Annotated in this window: 20 protein-coding genes; 15 read left to right on the forward strand and 5 right to left on the reverse strand. The window is 61.8% G+C overall.

Annotated elements, in window-relative coordinates:
* Positions 1-201 precede the first annotated feature (201 nt).
* Together HNO86_RS17780 and HNO86_RS17785 are read left to right on the forward strand one after the other, a co-directional pair.
* The gene (locus HNO86_RS17780; RefSeq protein WP_175378241.1) at positions 202-2,457 is read left to right on the forward strand and encodes an Orn/Lys/Arg decarboxylase N-terminal domain-containing protein; all 2,256 of its coding nucleotides are present in this window, start codon (positions 202-204) and stop codon (positions 2,455-2,457) included.
* 14 nt (positions 2,458-2,471) lie between these two features.
* The gene (locus HNO86_RS17785) at positions 2,472-3,086 is read left to right on the forward strand and encodes a GNAT family N-acetyltransferase (RefSeq protein WP_175378242.1); all 615 of its coding nucleotides are present in this window, start codon (positions 2,472-2,474) and stop codon (positions 3,084-3,086) included.
* On the opposite strand, the gene HNO86_RS17790 is transcribed toward HNO86_RS17785, so the two are convergent.
* Positions 3,052-3,945, reverse strand: coding sequence for a LysR substrate-binding domain-containing protein (locus tag HNO86_RS17790; RefSeq protein WP_175378243.1), 894 nt, complete (start codon positions 3,943-3,945; stop codon positions 3,052-3,054). The genes HNO86_RS17785 and HNO86_RS17790 overlap by 35 nt on opposite strands.
* 88 nt (positions 3,946-4,033) lie before the next feature.
* Complete coding sequence (locus tag HNO86_RS17795) at positions 4,034-4,258, reverse strand: hypothetical protein (RefSeq protein ID WP_175378244.1); 225 nt, start codon at positions 4,256-4,258, stop codon at positions 4,034-4,036.
* Positions 4,259-4,441: 183 nt separating this feature from the next.
* Between HNO86_RS17795 and HNO86_RS17800 the strand changes: the two genes are divergently transcribed.
* Both HNO86_RS17800 and HNO86_RS17805 read left to right on the forward strand, forming a co-directional pair.
* Positions 4,442-5,002 carry an NADPH-dependent FMN reductase gene (locus HNO86_RS17800; protein WP_175378245.1) on the forward strand — a complete coding sequence of 187 codons (561 nt, stop codon included), beginning with the start codon at positions 4,442-4,444 and terminating at the stop codon, positions 5,000-5,002.
* Positions 5,003-5,062: 60 nt separating this feature from the next.
* The gene (locus HNO86_RS17805) at positions 5,063-6,346 is read left to right on the forward strand and encodes an arsenic transporter (protein ID WP_175378246.1); all 1,284 of its coding nucleotides are present in this window, start codon (positions 5,063-5,065) and stop codon (positions 6,344-6,346) included.
* Between the two features lie 141 nt (positions 6,347-6,487).
* Here HNO86_RS17805 and HNO86_RS17810 read toward each other — a convergent pair whose 3' ends face one another.
* Entirely contained in the window at positions 6,488-7,435 is a 948-nt protein-coding gene (locus tag HNO86_RS17810; protein ID WP_175378247.1) for a DUF1853 family protein, read from the reverse strand.
* Between the two features lie 112 nt (positions 7,436-7,547).
* Here HNO86_RS17810 and HNO86_RS17815 point away from each other — a divergent pair, with 112 nt between their 5' ends.
* The 8 genes from HNO86_RS17815 to HNO86_RS17850 all read left to right on the forward strand — a co-directional run bounded on the left by HNO86_RS17815 (position 7,548) and on the right by HNO86_RS17850 (position 17,917).
* A complete protein-coding gene (locus tag HNO86_RS17815; RefSeq protein ID WP_175378248.1) occupies positions 7,548-8,438 on the forward strand; it encodes an NAD(+) kinase in 891 nt (296 codons plus the stop codon).
* Complete coding sequence (locus HNO86_RS17820) at positions 8,438-9,409, forward strand: metallophosphoesterase (protein WP_175378249.1); 972 nt, start codon at positions 8,438-8,440, stop codon at positions 9,407-9,409. The genes HNO86_RS17815 and HNO86_RS17820 overlap by 1 nt, the downstream gene beginning before the upstream one ends.
* The gene (locus HNO86_RS17825) at positions 9,406-10,281 is read left to right on the forward strand and encodes a rhomboid family intramembrane serine protease (RefSeq protein WP_175378250.1); all 876 of its coding nucleotides are present in this window, start codon (positions 9,406-9,408) and stop codon (positions 10,279-10,281) included. The genes HNO86_RS17820 and HNO86_RS17825 overlap by 4 nt, the downstream gene beginning before the upstream one ends.
* A gap of 34 nt (positions 10,282-10,315) precedes the next feature.
* Positions 10,316-10,576 carry a YeaC family protein gene (locus tag HNO86_RS17830; protein WP_019579318.1) on the forward strand — a complete coding sequence of 87 codons (261 nt, stop codon included), beginning with the start codon at positions 10,316-10,318 and terminating at the stop codon, positions 10,574-10,576.
* The gene (locus HNO86_RS17835; RefSeq protein WP_175378251.1) at positions 10,573-11,403 is read left to right on the forward strand and encodes a DUF2797 domain-containing protein; all 831 of its coding nucleotides are present in this window, start codon (positions 10,573-10,575) and stop codon (positions 11,401-11,403) included. The genes HNO86_RS17830 and HNO86_RS17835 overlap by 4 nt, the downstream gene beginning before the upstream one ends.
* Before the next feature lie 12 nt (positions 11,404-11,415).
* A complete protein-coding gene (gene pepN / locus HNO86_RS17840) occupies positions 11,416-14,073 on the forward strand; it encodes an aminopeptidase N (RefSeq protein ID WP_175378252.1) in 2,658 nt (885 codons plus the stop codon).
* A gap of 378 nt (positions 14,074-14,451) precedes the next feature.
* The gene (locus HNO86_RS17845) at positions 14,452-15,504 is read left to right on the forward strand and encodes a YCF48-related protein (protein ID WP_175378253.1); all 1,053 of its coding nucleotides are present in this window, start codon (positions 14,452-14,454) and stop codon (positions 15,502-15,504) included.
* Positions 15,505-15,532: 28 nt separating this feature from the next.
* Positions 15,533-17,917: an RND family transporter gene (locus tag HNO86_RS17850; RefSeq protein ID WP_175378254.1), complete on the forward strand. Its 2,385-nt coding sequence runs from the start codon at positions 15,533-15,535 to the stop codon at positions 17,915-17,917.
* A 209-nt stretch (positions 17,918-18,126) separates the two neighbouring features.
* Here the strand turns inward: HNO86_RS17850 and HNO86_RS17855 are convergent, their stop codons facing one another.
* A complete protein-coding gene (locus HNO86_RS17855; protein ID WP_175378255.1) occupies positions 18,127-18,846 on the reverse strand; it encodes a FadR/GntR family transcriptional regulator in 720 nt (239 codons plus the stop codon).
* A gap of 159 nt (positions 18,847-19,005) precedes the next feature.
* Positions 19,006-20,742 (reverse strand): IlvD/Edd family dehydratase, encoded by a 1,737-nt coding sequence (locus HNO86_RS17860; protein ID WP_175378256.1) that lies wholly within the window; start codon positions 20,740-20,742, stop codon positions 19,006-19,008.
* A gap of 193 nt (positions 20,743-20,935) precedes the next feature.
* On the opposite strand from HNO86_RS17860, the gene HNO86_RS17865 reads away from it, so the two are divergent.
* From HNO86_RS17865 to HNO86_RS17875, 3 genes are all read left to right on the forward strand, one after another.
* Positions 20,936-22,258, forward strand: coding sequence for an MFS transporter (locus HNO86_RS17865; RefSeq protein WP_175378257.1), 1,323 nt, complete (start codon positions 20,936-20,938; stop codon positions 22,256-22,258).
* Between the two features lie 150 nt (positions 22,259-22,408).
* Positions 22,409-23,401 (forward strand): AraD1 family protein, encoded by a 993-nt coding sequence (araD1, locus tag HNO86_RS17870; protein ID WP_175378258.1) that lies wholly within the window; start codon positions 22,409-22,411, stop codon positions 23,399-23,401.
* 10 nt (positions 23,402-23,411) lie between these two features.
* Positions 23,412-24,992 carry an aldehyde dehydrogenase (NADP(+)) gene (locus HNO86_RS17875; protein WP_175378259.1) on the forward strand — a complete coding sequence of 527 codons (1,581 nt, stop codon included), beginning with the start codon at positions 23,412-23,414 and terminating at the stop codon, positions 24,990-24,992.
* The last annotated feature ends 175 nt before the right edge of the window (positions 24,993-25,167 follow it).

Consider the following 25,167-nt stretch of genomic DNA (forward strand, 5'->3'; position numbering starts at 1 on the left):
GTTGCACTCGACAGCTCCTGCAGAAGATTGCGTACCGTCTGCAGGAGTTGTCGAGTGCAACGAGGCTGCGATCTTTTGATCTTCAAAAATCCCGTTCCCTGATGACCCTTTTCAGTGCATCGCACTCGCCACATGCGCTTCGACCCTCTACCCTGAGGTCATTGGCAGGCTCTGGTCTGCCGCCTCAGGACACTGAGCCCCATGTATAAAGATCTGAAATTCCCGGTCCTGATCGTCCACCGCGACATCAAGGCCGACACCGTCGCCGGCGATCGTGTGCGGGGCATCGCCCGGGAGCTGGAACAGGAAGGTTTCAGCATCGTTTCGGCGATGGACTACACCGAAGGACGCCTGGTCGCGTCGACCCATCACGGTTTGTCGTGCATGTTGATCGCGGCGGAAGACGCCAGCGCCCACTCTCATTTATTACAGAATATGGCCGAACTGATCGGGCTCGCTCGGGTGCGTGCGCCGGATCTGCCGATCTTCGCCCTGGGTGAGCAGGTCACCCTGGAAAACGCGCCCGCCGACGCCATGGCCGAACTCAATCAACTGCGCGGCATCCTTTATCTGTTCGAAGACACCGTGCCGTTCCTCGCGCGTCAGGTGGCCCGGGCTGCGCGCAAGTATCTGGACGGCCTGTTGCCGCCGTTCTTCAAGGCGCTGGTGCAGCACACCGCCGACTCCAACTATTCATGGCATACCCCGGGGCACGGCGGCGGTGTGGCCTATCACAAAAGTCCGGTAGGGCAGGCCTTCCACCAGTTTTTCGGGGAAAACACCCTGCGTTCGGACTTGTCGGTTTCGGTACCCGAGCTGGGCTCGCTGCTCGATCACACCGGGCCCCTGGCGGAAGCCGAGGCCAGGGCGGCGCGCAACTTCGGCGCCGACCACACCTTCTTCGTCATCAATGGCACGTCCACCGCGAACAAGATCGTCTGGCACTCCATGGTGGCCCGGGATGACCTGGTGCTGGTGGATCGCAACTGTCACAAGTCGGTACTGCACTCGATCATCATGACCGGTGCCATCCCGCTGTACCTGTGCCCGGAGCGCAATGAGCTGGGGATCATCGGCCCGATCCCGCTGAGTGAATTCAGCCCCGAATCGATCCAGGCCAAGATCGACGCCAGTCCGCTGACCCAAGGCAGGGCGCCGAAGGTCAAGCTGGCGGTGGTGACCAATTCGACCTATGACGGCCTGTGCTACAACGCCGAGCTGATCAAGCAGCAACTGGGCAACAGCGTCGAGGTTTTGCATTTCGATGAGGCCTGGTACGCCTACGCGGCGTTCCATGAGTTCTTCACCGGTCGCTACGGCATGGGCACGTCCTGCAGCGATGGCAGCCCGCTGGTGTTCACCACCCATTCGACCCACAAGCTGCTGGCCGCCTTCAGTCAGGCGTCGATGATTCACGTACAGGATGGCGGGGCCCGGCAGCTCGACCGGGATCGCTTCAACGAAGCCTTCATGATGCACATCTCCACCTCGCCGCAGTACGGCATCATCGCCTCGCTGGATGTGGCCTCGGCGATGATGGAGGGCGGCGCCGGGCGTTCGCTGTTGCAGGAAATGTTCGATGAAGCCCTGAGTTTTCGCCGGGCGCTGGCCAATCTGCGTCAGCACATCGCGGCGGATGACTGGTGGTTCTCCATTTGGCAGCCACCGTCCGCGGAAGGCATCGACCGGGTGGAGACGGCGGACTGGTTGCTGCAACCTGGCGAGGACTGGCACGGTTTCGGCGATGTCACCGACGATTACGTGCTGCTCGACCCGATCAAGGTCACGCTGGTCATGCCCGGCCTCAACGCCGGTGGCGCCCTCAGCGAACGCGGGATTCCCGCCGCGGTGGTCAGCAAATTCCTCTGGGAGCGCGGCCTGGTGGTGGAGAAGACCGGGCTGTATTCGTTCCTGGTGCTGTTCTCCATGGGCATCACCAAGGGCAAATGGAGCACGCTGCTCACCGAGTTGCTGGAGTTCAAGCGCAGTTACGACGCCAATGTCAGCCTGGCGAACTGCCTGCCCTGTGTCGCGCAGCAGAATGTCGCGCGTTATCAGGGCATGGGGCTGCGCGACCTGTGCGATCAGCTGCACGCCTGCTATCGCAGCAATGCCACGGCCAAGCATCTCAAGCGCATGTACACGGTGCTTCCCGAAGTCGTCATGAAACCCGCCGATGCCTACGATCATCTGGTGCGCGGCGATGTCGAAGCGGTGTCGATCGATGCCCTGGACGGGCGCATTGCCGCCGTGATGCTGGTGCCTTACCCGCCGGGCATCCCGTTGATCATGCCCGGCGAACGCTTCACCGCAGCCACTCGCTCGATCATCGACTACCTGGCGTTTGCCCGCACGTTCGATAGCAGTTTTCCGGGGTTCGTTGCCGATGTGCACGGATTGCAACATGAAGATGAGGGCAATGGGCGGCAATACACCGTCGATTGCATAAAGGAATGAGGACGTTACCCAGTATGCAAGTGGACATGAATCCGATTCACCCGGGGTTGTCGGTGCGCGTCGCCGACGATTGCTTTGCCGACTACATCTGGGCCAGTGATTTCAGTTTTGAAGTGGCTGCCTATGGAGCACCGCAGATTGGCGAGCCGGTTGAGCGGTGGTTGGTGACACCGATCACGCCCTACCAGAAATGCTATGGCATCGACCCTGAAGAGTTCAGCAGCTTTCGCGATGCCGCCGACAGCGCGATTTTCATGGCCTGGCTGGATGACGAGCCAGTCGGGCATCTGGTGGTCAGCACCAACTGGAACGGTTTCGCCCATATCGATGAACTGGCGGTGCATGCTCCGGCGCGGCGTCATGGCGTGGCCCGGGCGCTGCTGGATGTAGCGCAATTCTGGAGTCGCAAGAAGAAGCTGCCGGGCATCATGCTGGAAACCCAGAACAATAATCTGGGCGCGTGTCGTTTGTACGAGCGTTGCGGTTATGTGATCGGCGGCATCGACCACATGCGCTATCGGGGCATCGACCCCAATACCGCGGAAATCGCGCTGTTCTGGTATCGCGTGTTCGACAATCCGCTGGAAAACCCGGTCAGCTCGCCATCATCGCCGCGGCTTGTTCCGTGACGATTTCCAGCAAGGTCTGAACGGCGGGCGAAGGCTCGCCGTTTTTCAGTGTCAGGGCGTAGACGCTGATCGGTACGGCGGGGGACAGCGGGCAGGCATCGAGCCCTGCGGCCTTGGCGCCGAGGGCGGTGAAGGGATCGACGATGGCCAGGCCTTCCCCAGCCTCGACCATGCTGCGCATCATCTGGTGGGTCTGGACTCGCGTCTGAATCACCGGTGCCGGGCGCAGGGCATGCAGTTTGTGCTCAAGGGCCGGGCTCAGCGGATCATGACCTTCGAGACCGACCATCGCCTGGCCCGCCAGATCCTGCAACGAAATGTATTTCTGCTTCGGCTGCAGCCAGCCGTGGGGCGCGAGCAATTGCAGCTTGCCTTGGGCGATGACCTGACACTGGATCTCGCTGCGATCCGGATCATGCAGGCTCAGGCCCAGGTCGCTTTCACGCAGCAACAGGCTCTTGACGATGTCGCGGGTGGGCTGGCTCATCAGCGTGCAGGGCGCGTCGGGCAAGCGCCGGCGCAGGGCGGCGATGCTTTGTGGCAAGAGTTGTTGGGCCAGTGGCGGGGTGCAGATGATGCGCAACGGCGGCGCCAGGTATTGCCGCAGGCTGCTGGCCAGGCGCTGGACTGGCTCGAGCGCATCGTAGACATGGGCGATTTCGACTTGCAGTTCCCGCGCTTCCCGGGTGGCCTGCAAGCGTCCGCGAACGCTGGAAAACAGCATGAAACCCAACTGATCCTCGGCCTCGCGCAAAATCCGTTCGACCTCGGTCACGGGCAACTGCAACCATTCGGCGGCGGTGCCCAGATGACCGGTCTGCAGGAGCGCCTGGATCACTTCGATATGGCGTAAACGCATGCGTGAAGTCCATGTTCAGCAGGTGAAGGAGTCAGCGCCTGAATCCTGATCCATGTCCGAGCGTGTGACTTCTGCTCATATCGCCCAATCAGGACGCGGCGATCGATTCCGGTTCGCGGGTCAGCGTGACGCCCGACTGTACCAGTTGGAACTCGTTATCGGTGAGCTTGTTGACGCGGTCGCCGTGGGCCAGTTTGTAGGTGGTGACCGGTGCGCCGTCTACCGACGCGGTGGAGTCCTGGAACTCATGCACCGAATAAATGCGGCCTTCTGCGTCTCTTGCGTGGAATTGACCGACGAGTACTGCTGCCATCTGCTTAGAACCTCTGGAGATAAAACGCTGGGGTTGCGGTTTGTGTAGACCGCTACCGGACGCGGGAAGTTTTCCCGGGCAAAAAAAATATTCAGGAACCGGATATACCTATGTTCACTGGTTCAAATGTCATCTGATCATCTATAACTAGAGGCTCCTCCCACGGACAAACGAGCGTTCCTCATGAGCAATGTCTATACCGTCGCCGTAGTGGTCGGCAGCCTGCGTCAAGCCTCGATCAACCGCAAGGTCGCCCTCGCGCTGGCGGATCTGGCGCCGGCCAATCTCAAGCTGAAAATCGTCGAAATCCGCGATCTGCCGCTCTATAGCGAAGATATCGATGGTGAGACCCCGCCGGCAGCCTACAGCACTTTCCGACAGGAAGTGCGCTCATCCGACGCAGTGCTGTTCGTCACTCCCGAATACAACCGTTCGATTCCGGCACCGATGAAAAACGCCGTTGACGTGGGCTCGCGTCCCTATGGCCAGGCCGTCTGGAGCGGCAAGCCGGGCGCGGTGATCAGCGTCTCGCCGGGTGCCGTCGGCGGCTTCGGTGCAAACCATCATCTGCGCCAGTGCATGGTATTTCTCGACGTGCCGCTGATGCAGCAGCCGGAAGCCTATGTTGGCGGCGCGGGTACCGCGTTCGATGAGTCTGGCAAGCTGTCCGATTCGTTGCGTCCGTTCCTGCAGAAATTCATCGACAGCTTCGGCAAGTGGGTCGAGCAGCACAAGAAAGTCTGATTTCATTGATTGTCCGGTAGCAGCTGTCTGACAGCTGCTACCCCTGTCTGGCGGATGCCTATGCTGGTTGCTTCACTGATTTTCCTGCTGACCATCACCCTGGTGATCTGGCAACCCAAAGGCCTCGGCGTCGGCTGGAGCGCTTTATTCGGCGCGGTGCTGGCATTGCTGTTCGGCGTCGTCCATCTCTCCGACATTCCCTTGGTGTGGCAGATCATCTGGAATGCCACCGGCACCTTCGTTGCGTTGATCATCATCAGCCTGCTGCTGGACGAGGCCGGTTTTTTTGCCTGGGCGGCACTGCACGTGGCGCGCTGGGGGCGGGGTAACGGGCGCAAGCTGTTCGCCTGCATGGTGTTGCTCGGTGCGCTGGTGTCGGCGTTGTTCGCCAACGACGGCGCGGCGCTGATCCTCACGCCCATCGTGATTTCCATGCTGGTGGCCTTGCGCTTTTCCCGGGCGGCAACCCTGGCGTTCGTCATGGGCGCCGGCTTCATCGCCGACACCGCGAGCCTGCCGCTGGTGGTCTCCAATCTGGTGAACATCGTTTCCGCTGACTTCTTCGATATCGGTTTCAACCGCTATGCGATGGTGATGATGCCGGTCAATCTGGTCAGCGTCGCCGCGACTTTGGTTGTACTGATGTGGTTTTTCCGCCGCGACATTCCCGCGGACTATGACCCCGGGCAGCTTGAGCTTCCGGCGTCCGCCATTCACGACAAGGCGACGTTTTATGCCGGTTGGGCGGTGTTGGTGATTCTGCTGCTTGGCTGTTTTGCGCTGGAACCGCTGGGTATTCCGATCAGTGCGATCTCGGCGGTGTGTGCGGCGTTGCTGCTGTTCATCGCTGGAAGGGGGCACAAGATCTCCACGCGCAAGGTCATGAAGGGCGCGCCGTGGCACATCGTGATTTTCTCGCTGGGCATGTACCTGGTGGTCTACGGTCTGCGCAACGCCGGGCTCACCGCGTATCTGGCGGGGTGGCTGAACGGTTTCGCTGCCTATGGCGTGTGGGGCGCAGCCATGGGTACCGGGGTGCTGACGGCGTTGTTGTCATCGATCATGAACAATTTGCCGACGGTGTTGATTGGTCTGCTTTCGATCGATGCCAGCCAGGCGACCGGGGTGGTCAAGGAGGCGATGATCTATGCCAACGTCATCGGCAGCGATCTGGGGCCGAAAATCACCCCGATTGGCAGTCTGGCGACGTTGTTGTGGCTGCATGTGCTGGAGCGCAAGAACATCCGGATCGGGTGGGGCGCTTATTTTAGGGTGGGGATCGTGTTGACGGTGCCGGTGTTGTTGGTGACGTTGGCGGCGTTGGCGGTGCGGTTGTCCGTTTGACCAGGTGGGGCGACAACCTGAATCTTCCTGATGTACACCGAACCACTGTGTGAGCGAGCCTGCTCGCGATGGTGGTCAACGATGACGCTGGCTGTCTGATGCCCCGCGGTATTCTGTCGTCCATCGCGAGCAAGCTCGCTCCTACAGGGGTTGTGTGTCCGGCCAGAGGTCCGATACCAGGAACAGCCGTTCGGCCTCTTCCCAATCGCCATCGGCATTTTCCGTCAGCCGCACCAGCAATTGCGCCGGCGCCACGGGCGACAACTCACCCAGCCACGCCTTCAACTGCCCGGCATTCCAGGTGTGTTCCGCAGGGTAGTGCGCCGGGGCCAGCCAGGCGTGGCGGGGTAGGGGTTGCCAGCGTCCGGGCGGGCTTTGTGCGATAAATTCGGGCCAATCCTTCTGATGCAGCCAGCGACCGCGCAAGTGCTGCGGGTGCGCGCCGCGGGGCGACTCTGCATGCCCCGGCCATGGATAGAGCAGGTAGCCACCCAGCCACAGGTGCGCATCGAACTGGCGGATATCCAGCGCCGCCAGCATTTCACGGCTTTCCGGGCGGGCGGAAATCGGCAGTTGATGCTGGCTCAGGTGCGTCAGTTTGCGGTCCAGTCGGTCATGGCAGCCGGGGCCCAGCCATTGCGCGGTGTCGCGGCCGTCGCCGTTTTGCGGGCCCAGATACAGCTTGATCGCCAGTTCCAGGTGATGCACGCCGTCGCGATCACGCAGCAGCATGTCCAGTTCGCCCAACGTGTGGCCCTCGCGGCGGATCGGCATGTTTGCTGCGATCAACTCGACCCCGGGCGCATGCTCGACGGCAAACTGCCAGAGGCGTTCGTAATACAGGCCCAGGCGCCGGGTGCGGGCCTGGGACAACCAGTGCAGCAGGCCGTAGCTGTCCTGATCCAGACGGCGCAACCACTGTTCCAGACGGCCCGGCGCCTGGACCCAGTCGCTGCCGGCCAGGGGATGACGCTGCGGCCAGGGTGCGTCGACCAGCATCGGCGGGGCGAGGATGACCCACGCCAGGTCGCGCACTTCGGGGTGGCGCAACTGGTGGGGTAACTGCGACAACTCTGGAAATAGGATCATCTTGCGAGCATAGCCTCAAACAGGAGTACGTCCCTGTCGCTGAAAGGATTTTGTCTATCCCGAGCTTTCGCCCATAATCGTGCTTTTCGCCGTCGCAGAGCTTAGGGATCCCATGGAGCAATTTCGTAATATCGGCATCATCGGTCGCCTGGGCAGCTCTCAGGTGCTGGATACCGTCCGCCGACTGAAACGCTTTCTGCTCGACCGTCACCTGCACGTGATCCTCGAAGACACCATCGCCGAAGTCCTGCCGGGCCACGGCCTGCAGACCTCGTCGCGCAAGATGCTCGGCGAAGTGTGTGACATGGTGATTGTGGTCGGCGGTGATGGCAGCCTGCTCGGCGCCGCCCGGGCGCTGGCCAAGCACAACATTCCGGTGCTGGGCATCAACCGTGGCAGCCTGGGGTTCCTCACCGACATTCGTCCCGATGAACTGGAAGTCAAGGTCGCCGAAGTGCTCGACGGCCATTACCTGGTGGAAAACCGCTTCCTGCTGCAGGCTGAAGTCCGTCGCCACGCCGAGGCCATCGGCCAGGGCGATGCGCTGAACGACGTGGTCCTGCACCCCGGCAAGTCCACGCGGATGATCGAGTTCGAGCTGTACATCGACGGCCAGTTCGTCTGCAGCCAGAAGGCTGACGGCCTGATCGTCTCGACGCCCACCGGCTCCACCGCCTACGCGCTGTCCGCCGGCGGTCCGATCATGCATCCCAAGCTCGACGCCATTGTAATTGTGCCGATGTACCCCCATACCTTGTCGGGCCGGCCGATTGTGGTCGATGGCAACAGTGAGCTGAAGATCGTCGTGTCCAAGGATATGCAGATTTACCCGCAAGTCTCGTGTGACGGGCAGAACCACTTTACCTGTGCGCCCGGCGACACCATTACCATCAGCAAGAAGGCCCAGAAGTTGCGGCTGATCCACCCGCTCGACCACAACTACTACGAAGTCTGCCGGACCAAGCTCGGCTGGGGCAGCAAGTTGGGTGGTGGAGGCGACTGATGCTCGATCCCGCGCGTAGCTATGACCTGATCGGTGACGTGCACGGTTGCGCTCTGACCCTTGAGCATCTGCTCGACCGGCTCGGTTATCACAAACAAGGCGGCGTCTGGCGCCATGCCTCGCGCATGGCGGTGTTCGTCGGCGACATCATCGACCGTGGCCCGCGAATCCGCGAGGCGCTGCACATCGTCCACGACATGGTCGAGGCCGGCCAGGCGCTGTGCATCATGGGCAACCACGAATTCAACGCCCTGGGCTGGGCCACGCCGGCTCTGCCCGGCAGCGGCAAGCAGTTCGTGCGCGAGCACACCCCGCGCCACGCCCGTTTGCTGCATGAAACCCTGACCCAGTTCGAACAGTATCCCGGCGACTGGCATGACTTCCAGCAGTGGTTCTACGAACTGCCGCTGTTCGTCGATGCCGGTCGTTTCCGCGTGGTTCACGCTTGCTGGGACGCTGGCCTGATCGAGCCGCTGCGGTCGCTGTTCCCAAATGGCTGCGTCGATGAGCACTTCCTCCAGGCCTCGGCCGAGTCGGGCAGTTTCGCCTGCACCGTGTTCGACCGCCTGCTGCGCGGCACCGACATGCGCCTGCCCCATGGCATGACCATGACCAGCGGCGATGGCCTGACACGCTCATTCTTCCGCACCAAATTCTGGGAAGACGATCCGCAAACCTACGGCGACATCGTGTTCCAGCCTGACGCACTGCCGGAACCTGTCGCGCAGACGCCGCTGTCCTCCACTGAAAAGAACAACCTGCTGCGTTATGGTATCGACGAGCCGTTGCTGTTCGTCGGCCACTACTGGCGCAGCGGCAAACCGGCGCCGATTCGCCCCAACCTGGCCTGCCTGGATTACAGCGCCGTGCTCTACGGCAAGCTGGTGGCCTATCGCCTGGACCAGGAAACCCGGCTCGATCCGCACAAGTTCGTCTGGGTCAATGTCGAGCGGCCGGAGGTGTTGCAATGAGCAAGGTTGCGGTATTGCGCCTGCCGTTGGCGGTGGACTTGAGTGGTTTCGTCCAGTTGCTGCAGCGCATGCAGGTGCCGCACCGCGTCATCGAGGAGGCGGGCGAACAGGTGCTCTGGGTGCCGGCCAACATCAGCGAAGACGTGCGTGCCTTGTACGAACGCTTCCCGGCTGGCGATCCCGATCAGCAGTTGGACATCCCGGTGGCGCAAACCACTGCCATGCGTCGTCCCGGCTTCCTCGAGCAGGTGCGTTATGCCAAGGCGACGGCGGCAATCCTGCTGTTGAGCGTGCTGGTCGGCGCACTGACCATGCTCGGCGAAAACTTCAGCACGATGCGCTGGCTGACCTTCCTCGATTTCCGGGTGGTCGGCCAATACATCCACTTCCGTCCCCTGGCCGACAGCTTGGCGGCGGGGCAGTGGTGGCGTCTGGTGACGCCGATGCTGATCCACTTCGGCATCCTGCACCTGGCCATGAACGGCATGTGGTACTGGGAGCTGGGGCGGCGCATCGAATCGCGCCAGGGCACCATCAATCTGGTCGGCCTGACCTTGCTTTTCAGCCTGGTGTCCAACTACTCACAATATCTTTATACCGGCCCGAGCCTGTTCGGCGGCCTGTCCGGCGTGCTGTACGGTTTGCTGGGACATTGCTGGATATTCCAGCTATTGGCGCCGAACGCCGCTTATCGCCTGCCACGCGGCGTGCTGGCGATGATGCTGATATGGCTGGTGGTCTGCATGTCCGGGCTGGTGTCGGCGATCGGCTTCGGTGAAATCGCCAACGCGGCCCACGTCAGCGGGTTGCTCGTCGGATGCTTGACCGGCTTGTTGGGTGGTTTGTACAACCGCCGTAAACTGGCCGCCTGAAACAGTTTATGTAAATAGAGAACGCGGAGACCCAATGTCCTCTTTTAACGAAATGATCAAAAACATCACGCCTGACATCTACCAGAGCCTGAAACTGGCGGTGGAGATCGGCAAATGGTCCGACGGCGGCAAACTCACCGCCGAGCAGCGCGAGCTGTCGCTGCAGGCGATGATCGCCTGGGAAATCCAGAACCTGCCCGAGGAAGAGCGCACCGGTTACATGGGGCCGCAGGAGTGTGCGTCGAAGTCGATCGAAGTGCCGAATATCCTGTTCAAGTCGGATGCCATCCATTGATCGAGATTGGCCGCGGTGCAATAAGCAAAATGTCGGCGCGCCTGGACGGGCCGAACGTGCAGTACGCATTTCGTCTGGGTGACGTCGAGGTGCCGGTCAATCCGTTGATCGGTACCACGGTGCGCCTGGAATACCTGGGTGCGATCCATTGCATCCATTGCGGACGCAAGACCAGAACCAGTTTCAGCCAGGGCTACTGCTACCCGTGCATGACCAAGCTGGCCCAGTGCGACGTGTGCATCATGAGCCCGGAACGCTGCCATTTCGACGCCGGCACCTGCCGGGAACCGGAGTGGGGCGAGAAGTTCTGCATGACCGATCACGTCGTCTACCTGTCGAATTCTTCCGGGGTGAAAGTCGGGATTACCCGCGCCACCCAGTTGCCGACCCGCTGGATCGATCAGGGCGCGCGCCAGGCCTTGCCGATCATGCGCGTCGCCACGCGCCAGCAGTCCGGTTTCGTCGAGGATCTGTTCCGCAGCCAGGTGGCCGACAAGACCAACTGGCGTGCCTTGCTCAAGGGCGAGGCGGCCTCGGTGGATCTGGCGGCGATCCGCGACCAGCTGTTCGCCAGCTGCGCCGACGGCCTGCGCGCGTTGCAGGATCGATTCGGCCTGCAGGCGATCCAGCCGGTCACCGATATCGAACCCATTGAAATCAGCTACCCGGTCGAGCAGTACCCGGCCAAGATCGTCAGTTTCAACCTGGACAAGCAGCCGATTGCCGAAGGCACGCTGTTGGGCGTCAAGGGTCAGTACCTGATCTTCGATACCGGCGTGATCAACATTCGAAAATACACGGCCTACCAGCTCGCCGTGCATCAGTAAAAGGACTCCAGCATGCGTACCGAACAGCCGAAGATGATCTACCTCAAGGACTATCAGGCGCCCGAGTACCTGATCGACGAAACGCACCTGACCTTCGAGTTGTTCGAGGACCACAGCCTGGTCCACGCGCAACTGGTGATGCGCCGTAACCCCGAGCGTGGCCCGGGCCTGCCGCCGCTGGTGCTGGACGGCCAGCAGATGGACCTGTTGTCGGTCACTCTGGCCGACCGGGAACTGAGCGCTGCCGATTATCAGCTGACCGAAAATCACCTGACGCTGCACCCGACCAGCACAACTTTCACGGTCGACACAAGCGTACGCATTCACCCGGAAACCAACACCGCGCTGGAAGGCCTGTACAAGTCCGGCACGATGTTCTGCACCCAGTGCGAGGCCGAGGGTTTTCGCAAGATCACCTATTACCTCGACCGCCCGGACGTGATGAGCATGTTCACCACCACCGTGGTCGCCGAGCAGCACAGCTATCCGGTGCTGTTGTCCAACGGCAACCCGATCGCCAGCGGTCCCGGCGAAGACGGCCGGCACTGGGCGACCTGGGAAGATCCGTTCAGGAAACCGGCTTACCTGTTCGCGCTGGTCGCCGGTGACTTGTGGTGCGTCGAAGACACCTTCACCACCATGACCGATCGTACCGTGGCGCTGCGCATCTACGTCGAGCCGGAAAACATCGACAAGTGCCAGCACGCCATGAACAGCCTGAAGAAATCCATGCGCTGGGACGAAGAGGTGTACGGTCGCGAGTACGACCTGGACATCTTCATGATCGTTGCCGTGAACGACTTCAACATGGGCGCGATGGAGAACAAGGGCCTCAATATCTTCAACTCCAGCGCCGTACTGGCCAAGGCCGAGACGGCCACCGATGCCGCGCACCAGCGGGTTGAGGCGATCGTCGCCCACGAGTACTTCCACAACTGGTCGGGCAACCGCGTGACCTGCCGCGACTGGTTCCAGCTGTCGCTCAAGGAAGGCTTCACCGTCTTCCGCGATTCGCATTTCTCCGCCGACATGAACTCGGCCACGGTCAAGCGCATCCAGGACGTCGCCTACCTGCGCACCCACCAGTTCGCCGAAGATGCCGGCCCCATGGCCCACGCCGTGCGTCCGGACAGCTTCATCGAGATCTCCAACTTCTACACCCTGACCGTGTACGAAAAGGGCTCGGAAGTGGTCGGCATGATCCACACCCTGCTCGGCGCCGAAGGTTTCCGTAAGGGCAGCGACCTGTACTTCGAGCGCCACGACGGCCAGGCCGTGACCTGCGATGACTTCATCAAGGCCATGGAAGACGCCAACGGTGTCGACCTGACCCAGTTCAAGCGCTGGTACAGCCAGGCGGGCACGCCGCGCCTTTCGGTCAGCGAGTCCTTTGACGCTGCGGCGAAAACCTACAGCCTGACCTTCCGCCAGAGCTGCCCGCAGACGCCGGACAAGGTCGAGAAACTGCCGTTCGTGATTCCGGTCGCCCTCGGCCTGCTGGACAGCAAGGGCGCCGAGATGCCGTTGCGTCTTGCCGGTGAAGCGGCGGCGCAAGGCACTTCGCGGGTCATCTCCGTGACTGAAGCCGAACAGACTTTCACCTTCGTCGACATCGCCGAACAGCCGCTGCCATCCTTGCTGCGCGGCTTTTCGGCGCCGGTGAAACTGAACTTCCCGTACAACCGCGATCAGCTGATGTTCCTGATGCAGCACGACAGCGACGGCTTCAACCGCTGGGATGCCGGCCAGCAACTGTCGGTGCAGGTGTTGCAGGAACTGATTGCCCAGCAGCAGAAGGGCGAGGCCCTGGTGCTGGATCAGCGTCTGGTCTCGGCCTTGCGTACCGTGCTGTCGGACGAGTCGCTGGATCAGGCGATGGTCGCCGAAATGCTCTCGCTGCCAAGCGAGGCCTACCTGACCGAAATCAGCGAAGTGGCGGATGTCGAGGCCATTCACATTGCCCGCGAGTTTGCCCGCAAGCAACTGGCCGATGCGTTGTTCGAAGGTCTGTGGCTGCGTTATCAGGCCAACCGCGACCTGTCCAAGCAAACCCCGTATGTGGCCGAAGCCGAGCATTTCGCCCGTCGCGCGCTGCAGAACATTGCGCTGTCGTACCTGATGCTCAGCGGCAAGCCTGAAGTGCTGGCGGCCACCCTCGAGCAGTTCGATGCGTGCGACAACATGACCGAGCGCCTGACCGCGTTGGCCGTGCTGGTCAACTCGCCGTTCGAAGAGCAGAAAGCCAAGGCGCTGTCCGGTTTCGCCGCGCACTTCAGCGACAACCCGCTGGTCATGGATCAGTGGTTCAGCGTTCAGGCCGGCAGCGTATTGCCGGGCGGTCTGGAGCGGGTTCGCCAGTTGATGGAGCATCCGGCGTTCAACATCAAGAACCCGAACAAGGTGCGCGCGCTGATCGGCGCATTCGCTGGGCAGAACCTGATCAACTTCCATGCGGCGGATGGTTCGGGCTACCGCTTCCTGGCGGATCTGGTGATCGAGCTCAACGGCTTCAACCCGCAAATCGCGTCCCGCCAACTGGCACCGCTGACCCGCTGGCGCAAATACGATGCAGCGCGTCAGGCGTTGATGAAAGGCGAACTGGAACGCATCCGGGCTTCGGGGCAGTTGTCCAGCGATGTGTTCGAAGTGGTCAGCAAGAGCCTGGCCTGATTCCACGGGTTACCCTGTAGGAGCTGCCGAAGGCTGCGATCTTTTGATTTTGATTTTCAGGATCAAAAGATCGCAGCCTCGTTGCACTCGACAGCTCCTACAGTGGATTGGGTAATCCATCCCTTCCTCGGTATCACCCCACCCAATACCCCATCATTCAGAAACACCACATCCCCCGGCGGTTAACAAAACATAACGTGCCGTCGATTGTCAGCTTCTCAAAAACACCGATAGGATAACCCAGCTTCCGAAGGGGCTCTGGATTGCGGGTTTCAGGACTATGCTCTGAAACGATGCACTGAAACTGTCGTCCAGGCATGCACCCTTGCGGCGCCCTGAGAGGTTGAATGACCTAACAATAATAATGGGGGAAGGTCTATGAGTGAGCCTGTCATGGGTGTGGGTACTTGCCGCCCGCCGGCACTGCGTAAATTCGCGATGCTGGCTACAGCGCTCTCGCTGTTGGGCTGTGCCGCGTGGTCGGCGCCTGTCTTGTCGGCCGACGCGCCGGCATCCGATGTCGTTTATTCCGTTGAATCGGCCAAGGCCAGCAAAAGCCTGGTGCTCGATGTCGTTCACGCAGGCAAGCGCCTGGTGGCGGTCGGGGATCGTGGGCACATTCTCTATTCCGATGACCAGGGTGCCACATGGACCCAGGCCAAGGTGCCGACCCGGCAGCTTCTGACCTCCGTGTTCTTTGTTGATGACAAGCACGGCTGGGCCGTCGGCCATGACGCGCAGATCCTCGCCAGCGAGGACGGCGGCGTCACCTGGACCAAGCAATTCGAAGATCTCAAACGCGAATCGCCGCTGCTCGACGTCTGGTTCCAGGACGCCAGCAGCGGCTTTGCCGTGGGCGCCTACGGTGCGTTGCTGGCCACCACCGATGGCGGGAAAAACTGGGAAGACGTCAGCGACCGCCTCGACAACGAAGACCAGTACCACCTCAACGCCATCGCCGCCGTGAAGGATGCCGGGCTGTTCATCGTGGGCGAGCAGGGCAGCATGTTCCGCTCCGCGGACTGGGGCCAGACCTGGGAAAAACTCGAAGGTCCGTACGAAGGTTCGCTGTTCGGTGTGATCGGCACCGCTCAACCCAACACCCTGTTGGCCTACGGCCTGCGCGGCAATCTTTACCGCTCCACGGATTTCGGCAGCACCTGGGAGCAGGTCGAGCTCAAGGCTGAACGCGGCGCGCTGGAGTTCGGCCTGTCCGGCGCCACGCTGCTCGAAGATGGTTCGATCGTGATCGTCGGCAACGGCGGTTCGGTGATCAGCAGCAGCGACAACGGCGAAACCTTCAGCGTCTTCAACCGTCGCGATCGTATCTCCATCTCGTCGGTGGTCGGCGCCGGGAACGGCAATCTGATTCTGGGTGGGCAGGGCGGCGTTCGCGCAACGATGCCAAACGGCGCCGAGCTGGGCAAATGAGCCAGGTTAATAATAAGAAGGCGGGGCTATGACTTCCTTGAGCACTCATCATCAGGACAAGGCGACGTTTCTTGAGCGCCTGATTTTCAACAACCGCCCGGCAGTGATCACCATCTGCCTGTTGGTCAGCATCTTCCTGTTCTGGCAGGCCACGCTGATCCGGCCGTCCACCAGCTTCGAAAAAATGATCCCGCTGGAGCATCCCTTCATTCAGAAGATGATGGAGCACCGCAACGATCTGGCGAACCTGGGCAACACCGTACGGATTTCCGTGGAAGCCACCGACGGTGACATCTTCTCCAAGCAATACATGGAGACACTGCGCCAGATCCACGACGAGGTGTTCTACATCTCCGGCGTCGACCGTTCCGGCCTGAAGTCGCTGTGGAGTCCGAGCGTACGCTGGACCGAGGTGACAGAGGAGGGCTTCGCCGGTGGTGAAGTGATCCCGCAGAGCTACAACGGCTCCCAGGAGAGCCTCGACTTGCTGCGCAACAACGTGCTCAAGTCCGGGCAGATCGGCCGGCTGGTGGCCAACGACTTCAAGTCGAGCATCGTCGATATCCCGCTGCTGGAGTCCTACCCGGACCCGCAGGACCAGGGCAAGCTGCTGTCCCTGGACTACCGCAAGTTCTCCCACGATCTTGAAGAAAAGATCCGGGACAAGTTCGAAAAACAGAACCCCAACATCAAGGTCCACATCGTCGGTTTCGCCAAGAAAGTCGGTGACCTGATCGACGGCCTGGTGATGGTGGTGATGTTCTTCGGCGTCGCCTTCGTCATCACCCTGATCCTGCTGTACTGGTTCACCAACTGCATGCGCAGCACCGTGGCGGTATTGAGCACCACGCTGGTGGCGGTGATCTGGCAGCTGGGCCTGATGCACTTCTTCGGTTTCGGTCTCGATCCGTATTCGATGCTGGTGCCGTTCCTGATCTTCGCCATCGGTATTTCCCACGGCGTGCAGAAGATCAACGGTATCGCCCTGCAGTCCAGTGAAGCGGACAACGCCCTGACCGCGGCGCGCCGCACCTTCCGTCAATTGTTCCTGCCGGGGATGATCGCGATCCTCGCCGACGCCGTGGGCTTCATTACGCTGCTGATCATCGACATCGGCGTGATCCGCGAGCTGGCCATCGGCGCCTCCATCGGCGTGGCGGTGATCGTGTTCACCAACCTGATCCTGCTGCCGGTGGCGATTTCCTATGTCGGCATCAGCAAGCGCGCGGTCGAACGCAGCAAGAAGGATGCGCACCGCGAACATCCGTTCTGGCGCCTGCTGGCCAACTTTGCCAGCGCCAAGGTTGCACCGGTGTCGATCCTGCTGGCCTTGATCGCCTTCGGCGGCGGCCTGTGGTACAGCCAGAACCTGAAGATCGGCGACCTCGACCAGGGCGCGCCGGAACTGCGTCCGGACTCGCGCTACAACAAGGACAACAACTTCATCATCAACAATTACTCCACCAGTTCCGATGTGTTGGTGGTGATGGTCAAGACCAAGTCCGAAGGCTGCTCGCGCTATGAAGCCATGGCGCCGATCGACGAGCTGATGTGGAAGATGCAGAACACCGAGGGCGTGCAGTCGGCGATTTCCCTGGTGACCGTGTCCAAGCAAATGATCAAGGGCATGAACGAGGGCAACCTGAAGTGGGAAACCCTGTCACGTAACCCGGACGTGCTGAACAACTCCATCGCCCGTGCCGATGGCCTGTACAACAACAATTGCTCGCTGGCGCCGGTGCTGGTGTTCCTCAACGACCACAAGGCCGAGACCCTGGACCGTGCGGTGCATGCGGTGCAGGAATTCGCCAAGGAGAACAACAAGGAAGGCCTGGAGTTCATCCTTGCCGCCGGTAACGCCGGTATCGAAGCGGCCACCAACGAGGTGATCAAGAAGTCCGAGCTGACCATCCTGATCCTGGTGTACATCTGCGTGGCGGTGATGTGCATGATCACCTTCCGCTCCTGGGCGGCGACCCTGTGCATCGTGTTGCCACTGGTGCTGACGTCGGTGCTGGGCAACGCCCTGATGGCCTTCATGGGCATCGGCGTGAAGGTCGCGACCCTGCCGGTCGTGGCCTTGGGTGTGGGGATCGGCGTGGACTACGGGATCTACATCTACAGCCGTCTGGAAAGCTTCCTGCGGGCTGGGCTGCCGTTGCAGGAGGCGTACTACCAGACGCTGAAGTCCACCGGCAAGGCGGTGTTGTTCACCGGTCTGTGCCTGGCCATTGGTGTGTGCACCTGGATTTTCTCTGCGATCAAGTTCCAGGCGGACATGGGGCTGATGCTGACCTTCATGTTGCTGTGGAACATGTTTGGTGCGCTGTGGCTGCTGCCGGCGCTGGCTCGGTTCCTGATCAAGCCGGAGAAGCTGGCGGGGCAGAAGGGGAATTCGTTGTTTGCCCATTGACGGGACATTGGGAACACAAAAGCCGCGACCTTTGGGTTGCGGCTTTTTTTTGAACCTGTGGGAGCTGATTTCCCGGATGTACTCATTCCAAACTGTGGGCTTGCTCGCGAAGGCGTCCTGACAGACGACCTGGATTTGCGGACGGATGCAGTCCCAATGCAGGCGCTGCCGAAGGCTGCGATCTTTTGCTTTTGCTTTTGCTTCCCCGATCAGCCCTGATCGCCACCCAGCACCACATTCAACGCACTGCGCGCATCATCCAGTTGCACCAGCGTCGCATGTCGCGCACCCAGGGCGTCGCGATTCTCGATGGCGGTCAGGATTGCCTTGTGTCGTGGCAGTGCCAGTTCGTGCAGGTTCGGGCGTTGGTTGGAGTGTTTTAATGCTTCGGCGATTGCCACCGAGAGCATGTTGCACAGGTTGGCCAGCAGGTCGTTGTGGGTGGCGTCGGCGATGCGGCTGTGGAAGTCCAGGTCTGGTTGCAGCAGGGCTTCGGGGGTCGGGGCGGCTTCCATGCGTTGGTAGGCTTCGCCGATGGAGGCGATGTCCGCGTCGGTGGCGAATTGTGCGGCCAGGGCGGCGGCGGCGGGTTCGATGATGCTGCGCACGCTGGTCAGCAGGTCGAAGAATTCGTTTTGCGGGCTGCTTTGCATCAGCCAGTGCAGCACATCCGGGTCGAGCATGTGCCAGTCCTTGCGCGGCTTGACCACGGTGCCCACTCGCGGACGCGAGTACACCAGGCCCTTGGCCACCAGCACCCGGGTCGCTTCACGCAAGACCGGCCGGCTGACGGCATATTCCTCGCACAACAGGGCTTCGGCGGGCAGTTTGTCGTCCGGCAGGAAGCGTCCGGAGACGATGTGCATGCCCAGTTCCTGAACGATGCGCGAATGCATGCTTTTGCGGTCGGAGGGTTTGCGGTAATCCATGGGGAACGGGGCTGTCCTGTGCACTGGGGGATGTCGGGCATGATAGCAGGCACGAGCGGTGGGCGATCCAGCCCTTGAAAAGATCGCAGCCTGCGGCAGCGCCTGCATTGGAATGCATTCCCCCTGTAGGAGCTGCCGCAGGCTGCGATCTTTTGCTTTTTAGTGCGAGTGACGCGGCACTTCAGCCCCGCGGCAACCCACCAGGAAGTCAAAGTCGCACCCCTGATCCGCCTGCATCACATGGTCGATGTACAGCTGACGATAACCCCCCACCAGCAATTGCTGCGGCGGCTGCAGATCAGCCATGCGCGCCGCCAGTTCGGCATCCGGGATGTCCAGGTGCAGACGACCGCTGGCACAGTCCAATTCAATCCAGTCACCTTCCTTCACCGCCGCCAAAGGCCCGCCAGCCGCCGCTTCCGGCGCCACATGCAAGACAACGGTGCCGTAGGCCGTGCCGCTCATGCGCGCGTCGGAAATGCGCACCATGTCCGTCACGCCCTGGGCCAGCAGCTTGGCCGGCAGGCCCATGTTGCCGACTTCGGCCATGCCCGGATAACCCTTCGGACCGCAGTTCTTCATGACCAGGATCGAGCTGGCATCCACTTCCAGCTCCGGATCGTTGATCCGGGCCTTGTACATGTCGAAGTTCTCGAACACCACCGCGCGGCCGCGATGCTGCATCAGTTCAGGCGTGGCGGCGGACGGTTTGAGTACCGCACCCAGCGGCGCCAGGTTGCCGCGCAACACGCAGATCCCACCGTCGGCGCGGATCGGGTTGTCGAGGGTGCGGATCACTTCGTCTTCGCCATAGATCGGCGCGTCCTTGGTGTTCTCGCCGATGGACTTGCCGTTGACGGTCAGGGCGTTCGGGTGTGGGATCAGATTCGCCTCGCCGAGACGGCGCAGTACCGCCGGCAGGCCACCGGCATAGTAGAACTCTTCCATCAGGAAGCGCCCGGACGGCTGCAGGTCGACGATGGTCGGCATGCCGCGACCCATGCGGCTCCAGTCGTCCAGGTCCAGATCCACGCCGATGCGGCCGGCGATGGCCTTGAGGTGGATCACCGCGTTGGTCGAACCACCGATGGCGGCGTTGACGCGGATGGCGTTTTCAAAGGCTTCCTTGGTCAGGATCTTCGACAGCTTCAGGTCTTCGCGAACCATCTCCACGGCGCGCATGCCGGACATGTGCGCCAGCACGTAGCGACGCGCATCGACCGCCGGAATCGCCGCGTTGTGGGGCAGGGAAGTGCCCAGCGCTTCGGCCATGCAGGCCATGGTCGAGGCGGTGCCCATGGTGTTGCAGGTGCCGGCCGAACGGGACATGCCACCTTCGGCTGCGAGGAAATCGTCGATGGTGATGGTGCCGGCCTTGACCTGTTCACTGAGCTGCCAGACCACGGTACCCGAGCCGATGTCCTTGCCCTTGTGCTTGCCGTTGAGCATTGGCCCGCCGGTCACCACGATGGCCGGCACGTCGCAACTGGCGGCGCCCATCAGCAGGGCCGGGGTGGTTTTGTCGCAACCGGTCAGCAGCACCACGCCGTCGATCGGATTGCCGCGAATCGCTTCTTCAACGTCCATGCTCGCCAGGTTGCGGGTGAGCATGGCGGTCGGGCGCAGGTTGGATTCGCCGTTGGAGAACACCGGGAATTCCACCGGAAAGCCGCCGGCCTCGATCACACCGCGTTTGACGTGCTCGGCGATCTGGCGGAAATGCGCGTTGCAGGGGGTCAGTTCCGACCAGGTGTTGCAGATGCCGATGATTGGCTTGCCCTGGAACTGGTGGTCGGCGATGCCCTGATTCTTCATCCAGCTGCGATACATGAAGCCGTTCTTGTCGGCGGTGCCAAACCATTGGGCGGAACGCAGGGTGGGTTTCTTATCAGACATGATCGATTCTCTTATTGTATGACTATATTGTTCGAGCTGAGGCGTAACATAAGCTCAAATTGCGCGGTTTGGAAGTGTTGTTGATCAAATAGTATTACTATATAGTCATTTTCAGCGGAGGGATGGCCCTGACGGTTTTCCGTGAGAGGCGTCCCCCGAGGTTTTATAAAAACAACAATCGGAGACCGATCTCATGAGCCAGGAACTGCGGCTTATTCGCCGCATCACGCTGAAACTGATTCCCTTCCTGATCCTGCTGTACCTGATCGCCTACGTGGACCGCTCTGCCGTGGGGTTCGCCAAGCTGCACATGGGCGCCGACATCGGTCTGGGCGATGCGGCCTACGGTCTGGGGGCGGGGCTGTTCTTCATTGGTTACTTCCTGCTGGAAATCCCCAGCAACCTGATGCTCGATCGCTTCGGCGCCCGGCGCTGGTTCGCGCGGATCATGATCACCTGGGGCGCCATCACTATCGGCATGGCCTTCGTCCAGGGGCCGAACAGCTTCTACCTGATGCGCTTTCTGCTCGGCGCGGCGGAAGCCGGTTTCTTCCCCGGCGTTCTGTACTACATCACCCAATGGTTCCCGGTTCGCCATCGCGGCAAGATCCTGGGCCTGTTCATCCTGTCCCAGCCGATCGCGATGATGATCACCGGCCCCGTGTCCGGCGGCTTGCTCGGTATGGACGGCGTGCTGGGCCTGCACGGCTGGCAGTGGTTGTTCATCGTCATCGGCACCCCGGCGATCCTGCTGACCTGGCCGGTGCTGCGCTGGTTGCCGGATGGCCCGCAACAGGTGAAGTGGATGGATCAGGCCGAGAAGGGCTGGTTGACCGGCGAGCTGCAAAAGGACCTGCAGGAGTACGGGCAGACCAAACATGGCAATCCGCTGCATGCCCTGAAAGACAAGCGCGTGTTGCTGCTGGCGCTGTTCTACCTGCCGGTGACCCTGAGCATCTATGGCCTGGGTCTGTGGTTGCCGACCCTGATCAAGCAGTTCGGCGGCAGCGATCTGGTGACCGGGTTCGTGTCATCGGTGCCGTACATCTTCGGGATCGTCGGGCTGCTGATCATCCCGCGCAGTTCCGACCGCTTGAATGATCGCTACGGCCATCTGGCAGCGCTCTATGTGCTCGGTGCCCTGGGCCTGTTCTTCAGTGCCTGGCTGTCGGTGCCGGCGCTGCAACTGGCGGCCCTGTGCCTGGTGGCGTTCTCGCTGTTTTCCTGCACGGCGGTGTTCTGGACCTTGCCCGGCCGCTTCTTTGCCGGCGCCAGCGCGGCGGCGGGGATCGCCCTGATCAACTCGGTGGGCAACCTGGGTGGCTACATCGGCCCGTTCGTGATCGGCGCGCTCAAGGAGTACACCGGCAACCTGGCTTCGGGGCTGTACTTCCTGTCCTGCGTGATGGTGTTCGGTCTGATTCTGACGGGCGTGGTGTATCGCAAGCTGGAAAAAAAGCACGTGTTGCCGGTGGATGAGTTTGCGGCCAGTGCCCGGGGTGCAACGCGTACTTAAGGCCAACAAAAATCAAAGGTGCGAGCGGGCTTGCTCGCGAAGGTGTCGGTACATCCAACATATCCGGTGACTGACACTCCGTCTTCGCGAGCAAGCCCGCTCCCACAAGGGTTCTGCAGTGTTCTGAAGAATTGTCGAGGGAGAAACTTCATGCGTTTGGTTCAATTCGAATTGAGTAACGGCGAACGCCGTGTCGGCGTGGTCGAGGGGGCGCAGGTCCTGGAAGTTAACGAGGCGCAGACAGTGCGCGACCTGGCGCTGGCGGCCATCGAAGCGGGGATCAATCTCGAGCAACAGGTCCAGGCCCTGGGCCTGGGATCCAGCCACGACTACGCCGAGCTGCTGGCGCAACTGCGCATCCTGCCGCCACTGGATCATCCGGACCCGGCGCACATGCTGGTCAGCGGTACCGGCCTGACCCACCTGGGCAGCGCCTCTGCACGGGACAAGATGCACCAGCAGGCCGGCGACGAGGCGGCGATGACCGACACCATGCGCATCTTCAAATGGGGCGTGGAGGGCGGCAAGCCGGCGCAAGGCCAGGCCGGTGTGCAGCCGGAGTGGTTCTACAAGGGCGACGGCAGCATCGTCGTGCGTCCTGGCCAGCCGTTCCCGCTGCCACCGTTCGCTGAAGACGCCGGCGAAGAGCCGGAGCTGAGCGGCCTCTACGTCATCGGTCACGACGGCAAGCCGTATCGCCTGGGTTTTGCCGTGGGCAACGAGTTTTCCGACCACGTCATGGAGCGCAAGAACTACCTGTACCTGGCCCATTCCAAGCTGCGCAGTTGCAGCTACGGCCCGGAGCTGCGGGTCGGCGAGTTGCCCCAACACCTGGCGGGCACCAGCCGCATCCTGCGCGACGGCGAAGTGCTGTGGCAGAACGAGTTCCTCAGCGGCGAAGCCAACATGTGCCACAGCCTGGCGAACCTCGAATTCCATCACTTCAAATACAGTCAGTTCCTGCGTCCGGGGGACGTGCACATTCACTTCTTCGGCACCGCGACCCTGTCTTTCGCCGACGGCATTCGCACGCAGCCGGGTGACGTGTTCGAGATCAGCCAGGCCGAGTTCGGCGCACCGTTGATCAATGGCATCGAGCCGGTTGAGTCGGCGTTCGAACCCGGCACCATCGGCACACTGTAAGGAGCGATACATGACCCTGATTCTTGGTCACAACTACATCGGCGGCCAGCGCAGCGGCCTGGGCAACGTCAAGCTGCAAAGCAGCGATGCCGAGACGGGCGAAGCGCTGCCCCATGATTTCATTCAAGCCACGGCCGAAGAGGTCGATGCCGCCGCCAAGGCTGCAGCCGCCGCGTACCCGGCCTATCGGGCCTTGAGCGCCGAACGCCGGGCGCAGTTTTTGGACGCGATCGCCAGTGAACTCGATGCGCTGGGCGATGACTTTGTGAGCATGGTGTGCCGAGAAACCGCCTTGCCGGCGGCGCGGATCATCGGTGAGCGCGGGCGCACCAGCGGCCAGATGCGTCTGTTCGCCAGCGTCCTGCGCCGTGGCGATTTCTACGGCGCGCGCATCGACCGCGCCTTGCCCGAGCGTCAGCCGCTGCCGCGTCCGGATCTGCGTCAGTACCGCATCGGCCTCGGCCCGGTGGCGGTGTTCGGCGCGAGCAATTTTCCCCTGGCATTTTCCACCGCCGGCGGCGACACCGCTGCCGCTCTGGCGGCCGGTTGCCCGGTGGTGTTCAAGGCCCACAGCGGCCACATGGCCACGGCCGAGCAGGTGGCCGATGCGATCATTCGCGCGGCGGAAAAAACTTCGATGCCCGCCGGTGTGTTCAACATGATCTACGGCGGCGGGGTTGGCGAGTTGCTGGTCAAGCATCCGGCGATTCAGGCCGTGGGTTTCACCGGTTCGCTCAAGGGCGGCCGTGCACTGTGCGACATGGCCGCGGCTCGTGCGCAACCGATCCCGGTGTTTGCCGAAATGTCGAGCATCAACCCGGTGATCGTGCTGCCCCAGGCGTTGCAGGAACGCACGGAAACCATCGCCCGTGGCCTGTCGGCTTCGGTGGTTCAGGGCTGCGGCCAGTTCTGCACCAACCCTGGACTGGTGATCGGCATTCGTTCGCCGCAGTTCAGCGCGTTCCTTGCGCAATTGGCGGACATGATGGCCGATCAGCCGGCGCAAACCATGCTCAACGCCGGCACCTTGAGCAGCTATGGCAAGGGCTTGCAGAAGTTGCTGGATCATCCAGGTATCGAGCATCTGGCTGGCCAGTCGCAGCAAGGGCGCCAGGCGCAACCGCAATTGTTCAAGGCCGATGTCAGCCTGTTGATCGACGGCGACGAGGTGCTGCAGGAGGAAGTGTTCGGTCCGGCCACGGTGGTGGTGGAAGTGGCGGATCAGGCGCAACTGAGCGCCGCGTTGAATGGCCTGCACGGTCAATTGACCGCGACGATCATTGGCGAACCGGCTGATTTCGAGCAGTTCGGCGAGCTGACGGCGTTGCTGGAACAGAAGGTCGGGCGGATCCTGCTCAATGGTTACCCGACCGGGGTCGAGGTCTGCGATTCGATGGTCCATGGCGGTCCGTACCCGGCGACCTCCGATGCGCGCGGTACTTCGGTCGGCACCCTGGCCATCGACCGCTTCCTGCGCCCGGTGTGTTTCCAGAACTACCCCGACAACCTGTTGCCGGACGCGCTGAAAAACGCCAACCCGCTGCGCATCCAGCGCCTGGTGGACGGCAAGCCCTCGCGCGACGCCCTCTAACCGCAATCCCCCTGCAGGAGCGAGGCTTGCCCGCGAAGAGGCCGGTACATTCAACATGGATGTTGACCGGTACACCGTCTTCGCGGGCAAGCCTCGCTCCCACAGGGAATGCAGTCGCGCACGCGGATTGCAATCCACATTGAGCTATCATTGCGTCTTTCCCCTCCAAAGATCG

This window comes from Pseudomonas sp. C1C7 (genome assembly GCF_013359595.1).
Lineage (GTDB): Bacteria > Pseudomonadota > Gammaproteobacteria > Pseudomonadales > Pseudomonadaceae > Aquipseudomonas.

Coding starts and splice junctions, on each gene's coding strand:
- HNO86_RS17830 (WP_019579318.1), top strand. CDS start 10,316: ATGTCCTCTTTTAACGAAATGATCAAAAACATCACGCCTGACATCTAC.
- HNO86_RS17855 (WP_175378255.1), bottom strand. CDS start 18,846: ATGGATTACCGCAAACCCTCCGACCGCAAAAGCATGCATTCGCGCATC.
- HNO86_RS17800 (WP_175378245.1), top strand. CDS start 4,442: ATGAGCAATGTCTATACCGTCGCCGTAGTGGTCGGCAGCCTGCGTCAA.
- HNO86_RS17810 (WP_175378247.1), bottom strand. CDS start 7,435: ATGATCCTATTTCCAGAGTTGTCGCAGTTACCCCACCAGTTGCGCCAC.
- HNO86_RS17860 (WP_175378256.1), bottom strand. CDS start 20,742: ATGTCTGATAAGAAACCCACCCTGCGTTCCGCCCAATGGTTTGGCACC.
- HNO86_RS17850 (WP_175378254.1), top strand. CDS start 15,533: ATGACTTCCTTGAGCACTCATCATCAGGACAAGGCGACGTTTCTTGAG.
- araD1 (WP_175378258.1), top strand. CDS start 22,409: ATGCGTTTGGTTCAATTCGAATTGAGTAACGGCGAACGCCGTGTCGGC.
- HNO86_RS17845 (WP_175378253.1), top strand. CDS start 14,452: ATGAGTGAGCCTGTCATGGGTGTGGGTACTTGCCGCCCGCCGGCACTG.
- HNO86_RS17875 (WP_175378259.1), top strand. CDS start 23,412: ATGACCCTGATTCTTGGTCACAACTACATCGGCGGCCAGCGCAGCGGC.
- pepN (WP_175378252.1), top strand. CDS start 11,416: ATGCGTACCGAACAGCCGAAGATGATCTACCTCAAGGACTATCAGGCG.
- HNO86_RS17785 (WP_175378242.1), top strand. CDS start 2,472: ATGCAAGTGGACATGAATCCGATTCACCCGGGGTTGTCGGTGCGCGTC.
- HNO86_RS17780 (WP_175378241.1), top strand. CDS start 202: ATGTATAAAGATCTGAAATTCCCGGTCCTGATCGTCCACCGCGACATC.
- HNO86_RS17790 (WP_175378243.1), bottom strand. CDS start 3,945: ATGCGTTTACGCCATATCGAAGTGATCCAGGCGCTCCTGCAGACCGGT.
- HNO86_RS17805 (WP_175378246.1), top strand. CDS start 5,063: ATGCTGGTTGCTTCACTGATTTTCCTGCTGACCATCACCCTGGTGATC.
- HNO86_RS17865 (WP_175378257.1), top strand. CDS start 20,936: ATGAGCCAGGAACTGCGGCTTATTCGCCGCATCACGCTGAAACTGATT.
- HNO86_RS17820 (WP_175378249.1), top strand. CDS start 8,438: ATGCTCGATCCCGCGCGTAGCTATGACCTGATCGGTGACGTGCACGGT.
- HNO86_RS17795 (WP_175378244.1), bottom strand. CDS start 4,258: ATGGCAGCAGTACTCGTCGGTCAATTCCACGCAAGAGACGCAGAAGGC.
- HNO86_RS17825 (WP_175378250.1), top strand. CDS start 9,406: ATGAGCAAGGTTGCGGTATTGCGCCTGCCGTTGGCGGTGGACTTGAGT.
- HNO86_RS17815 (WP_175378248.1), top strand. CDS start 7,548: ATGGAGCAATTTCGTAATATCGGCATCATCGGTCGCCTGGGCAGCTCT.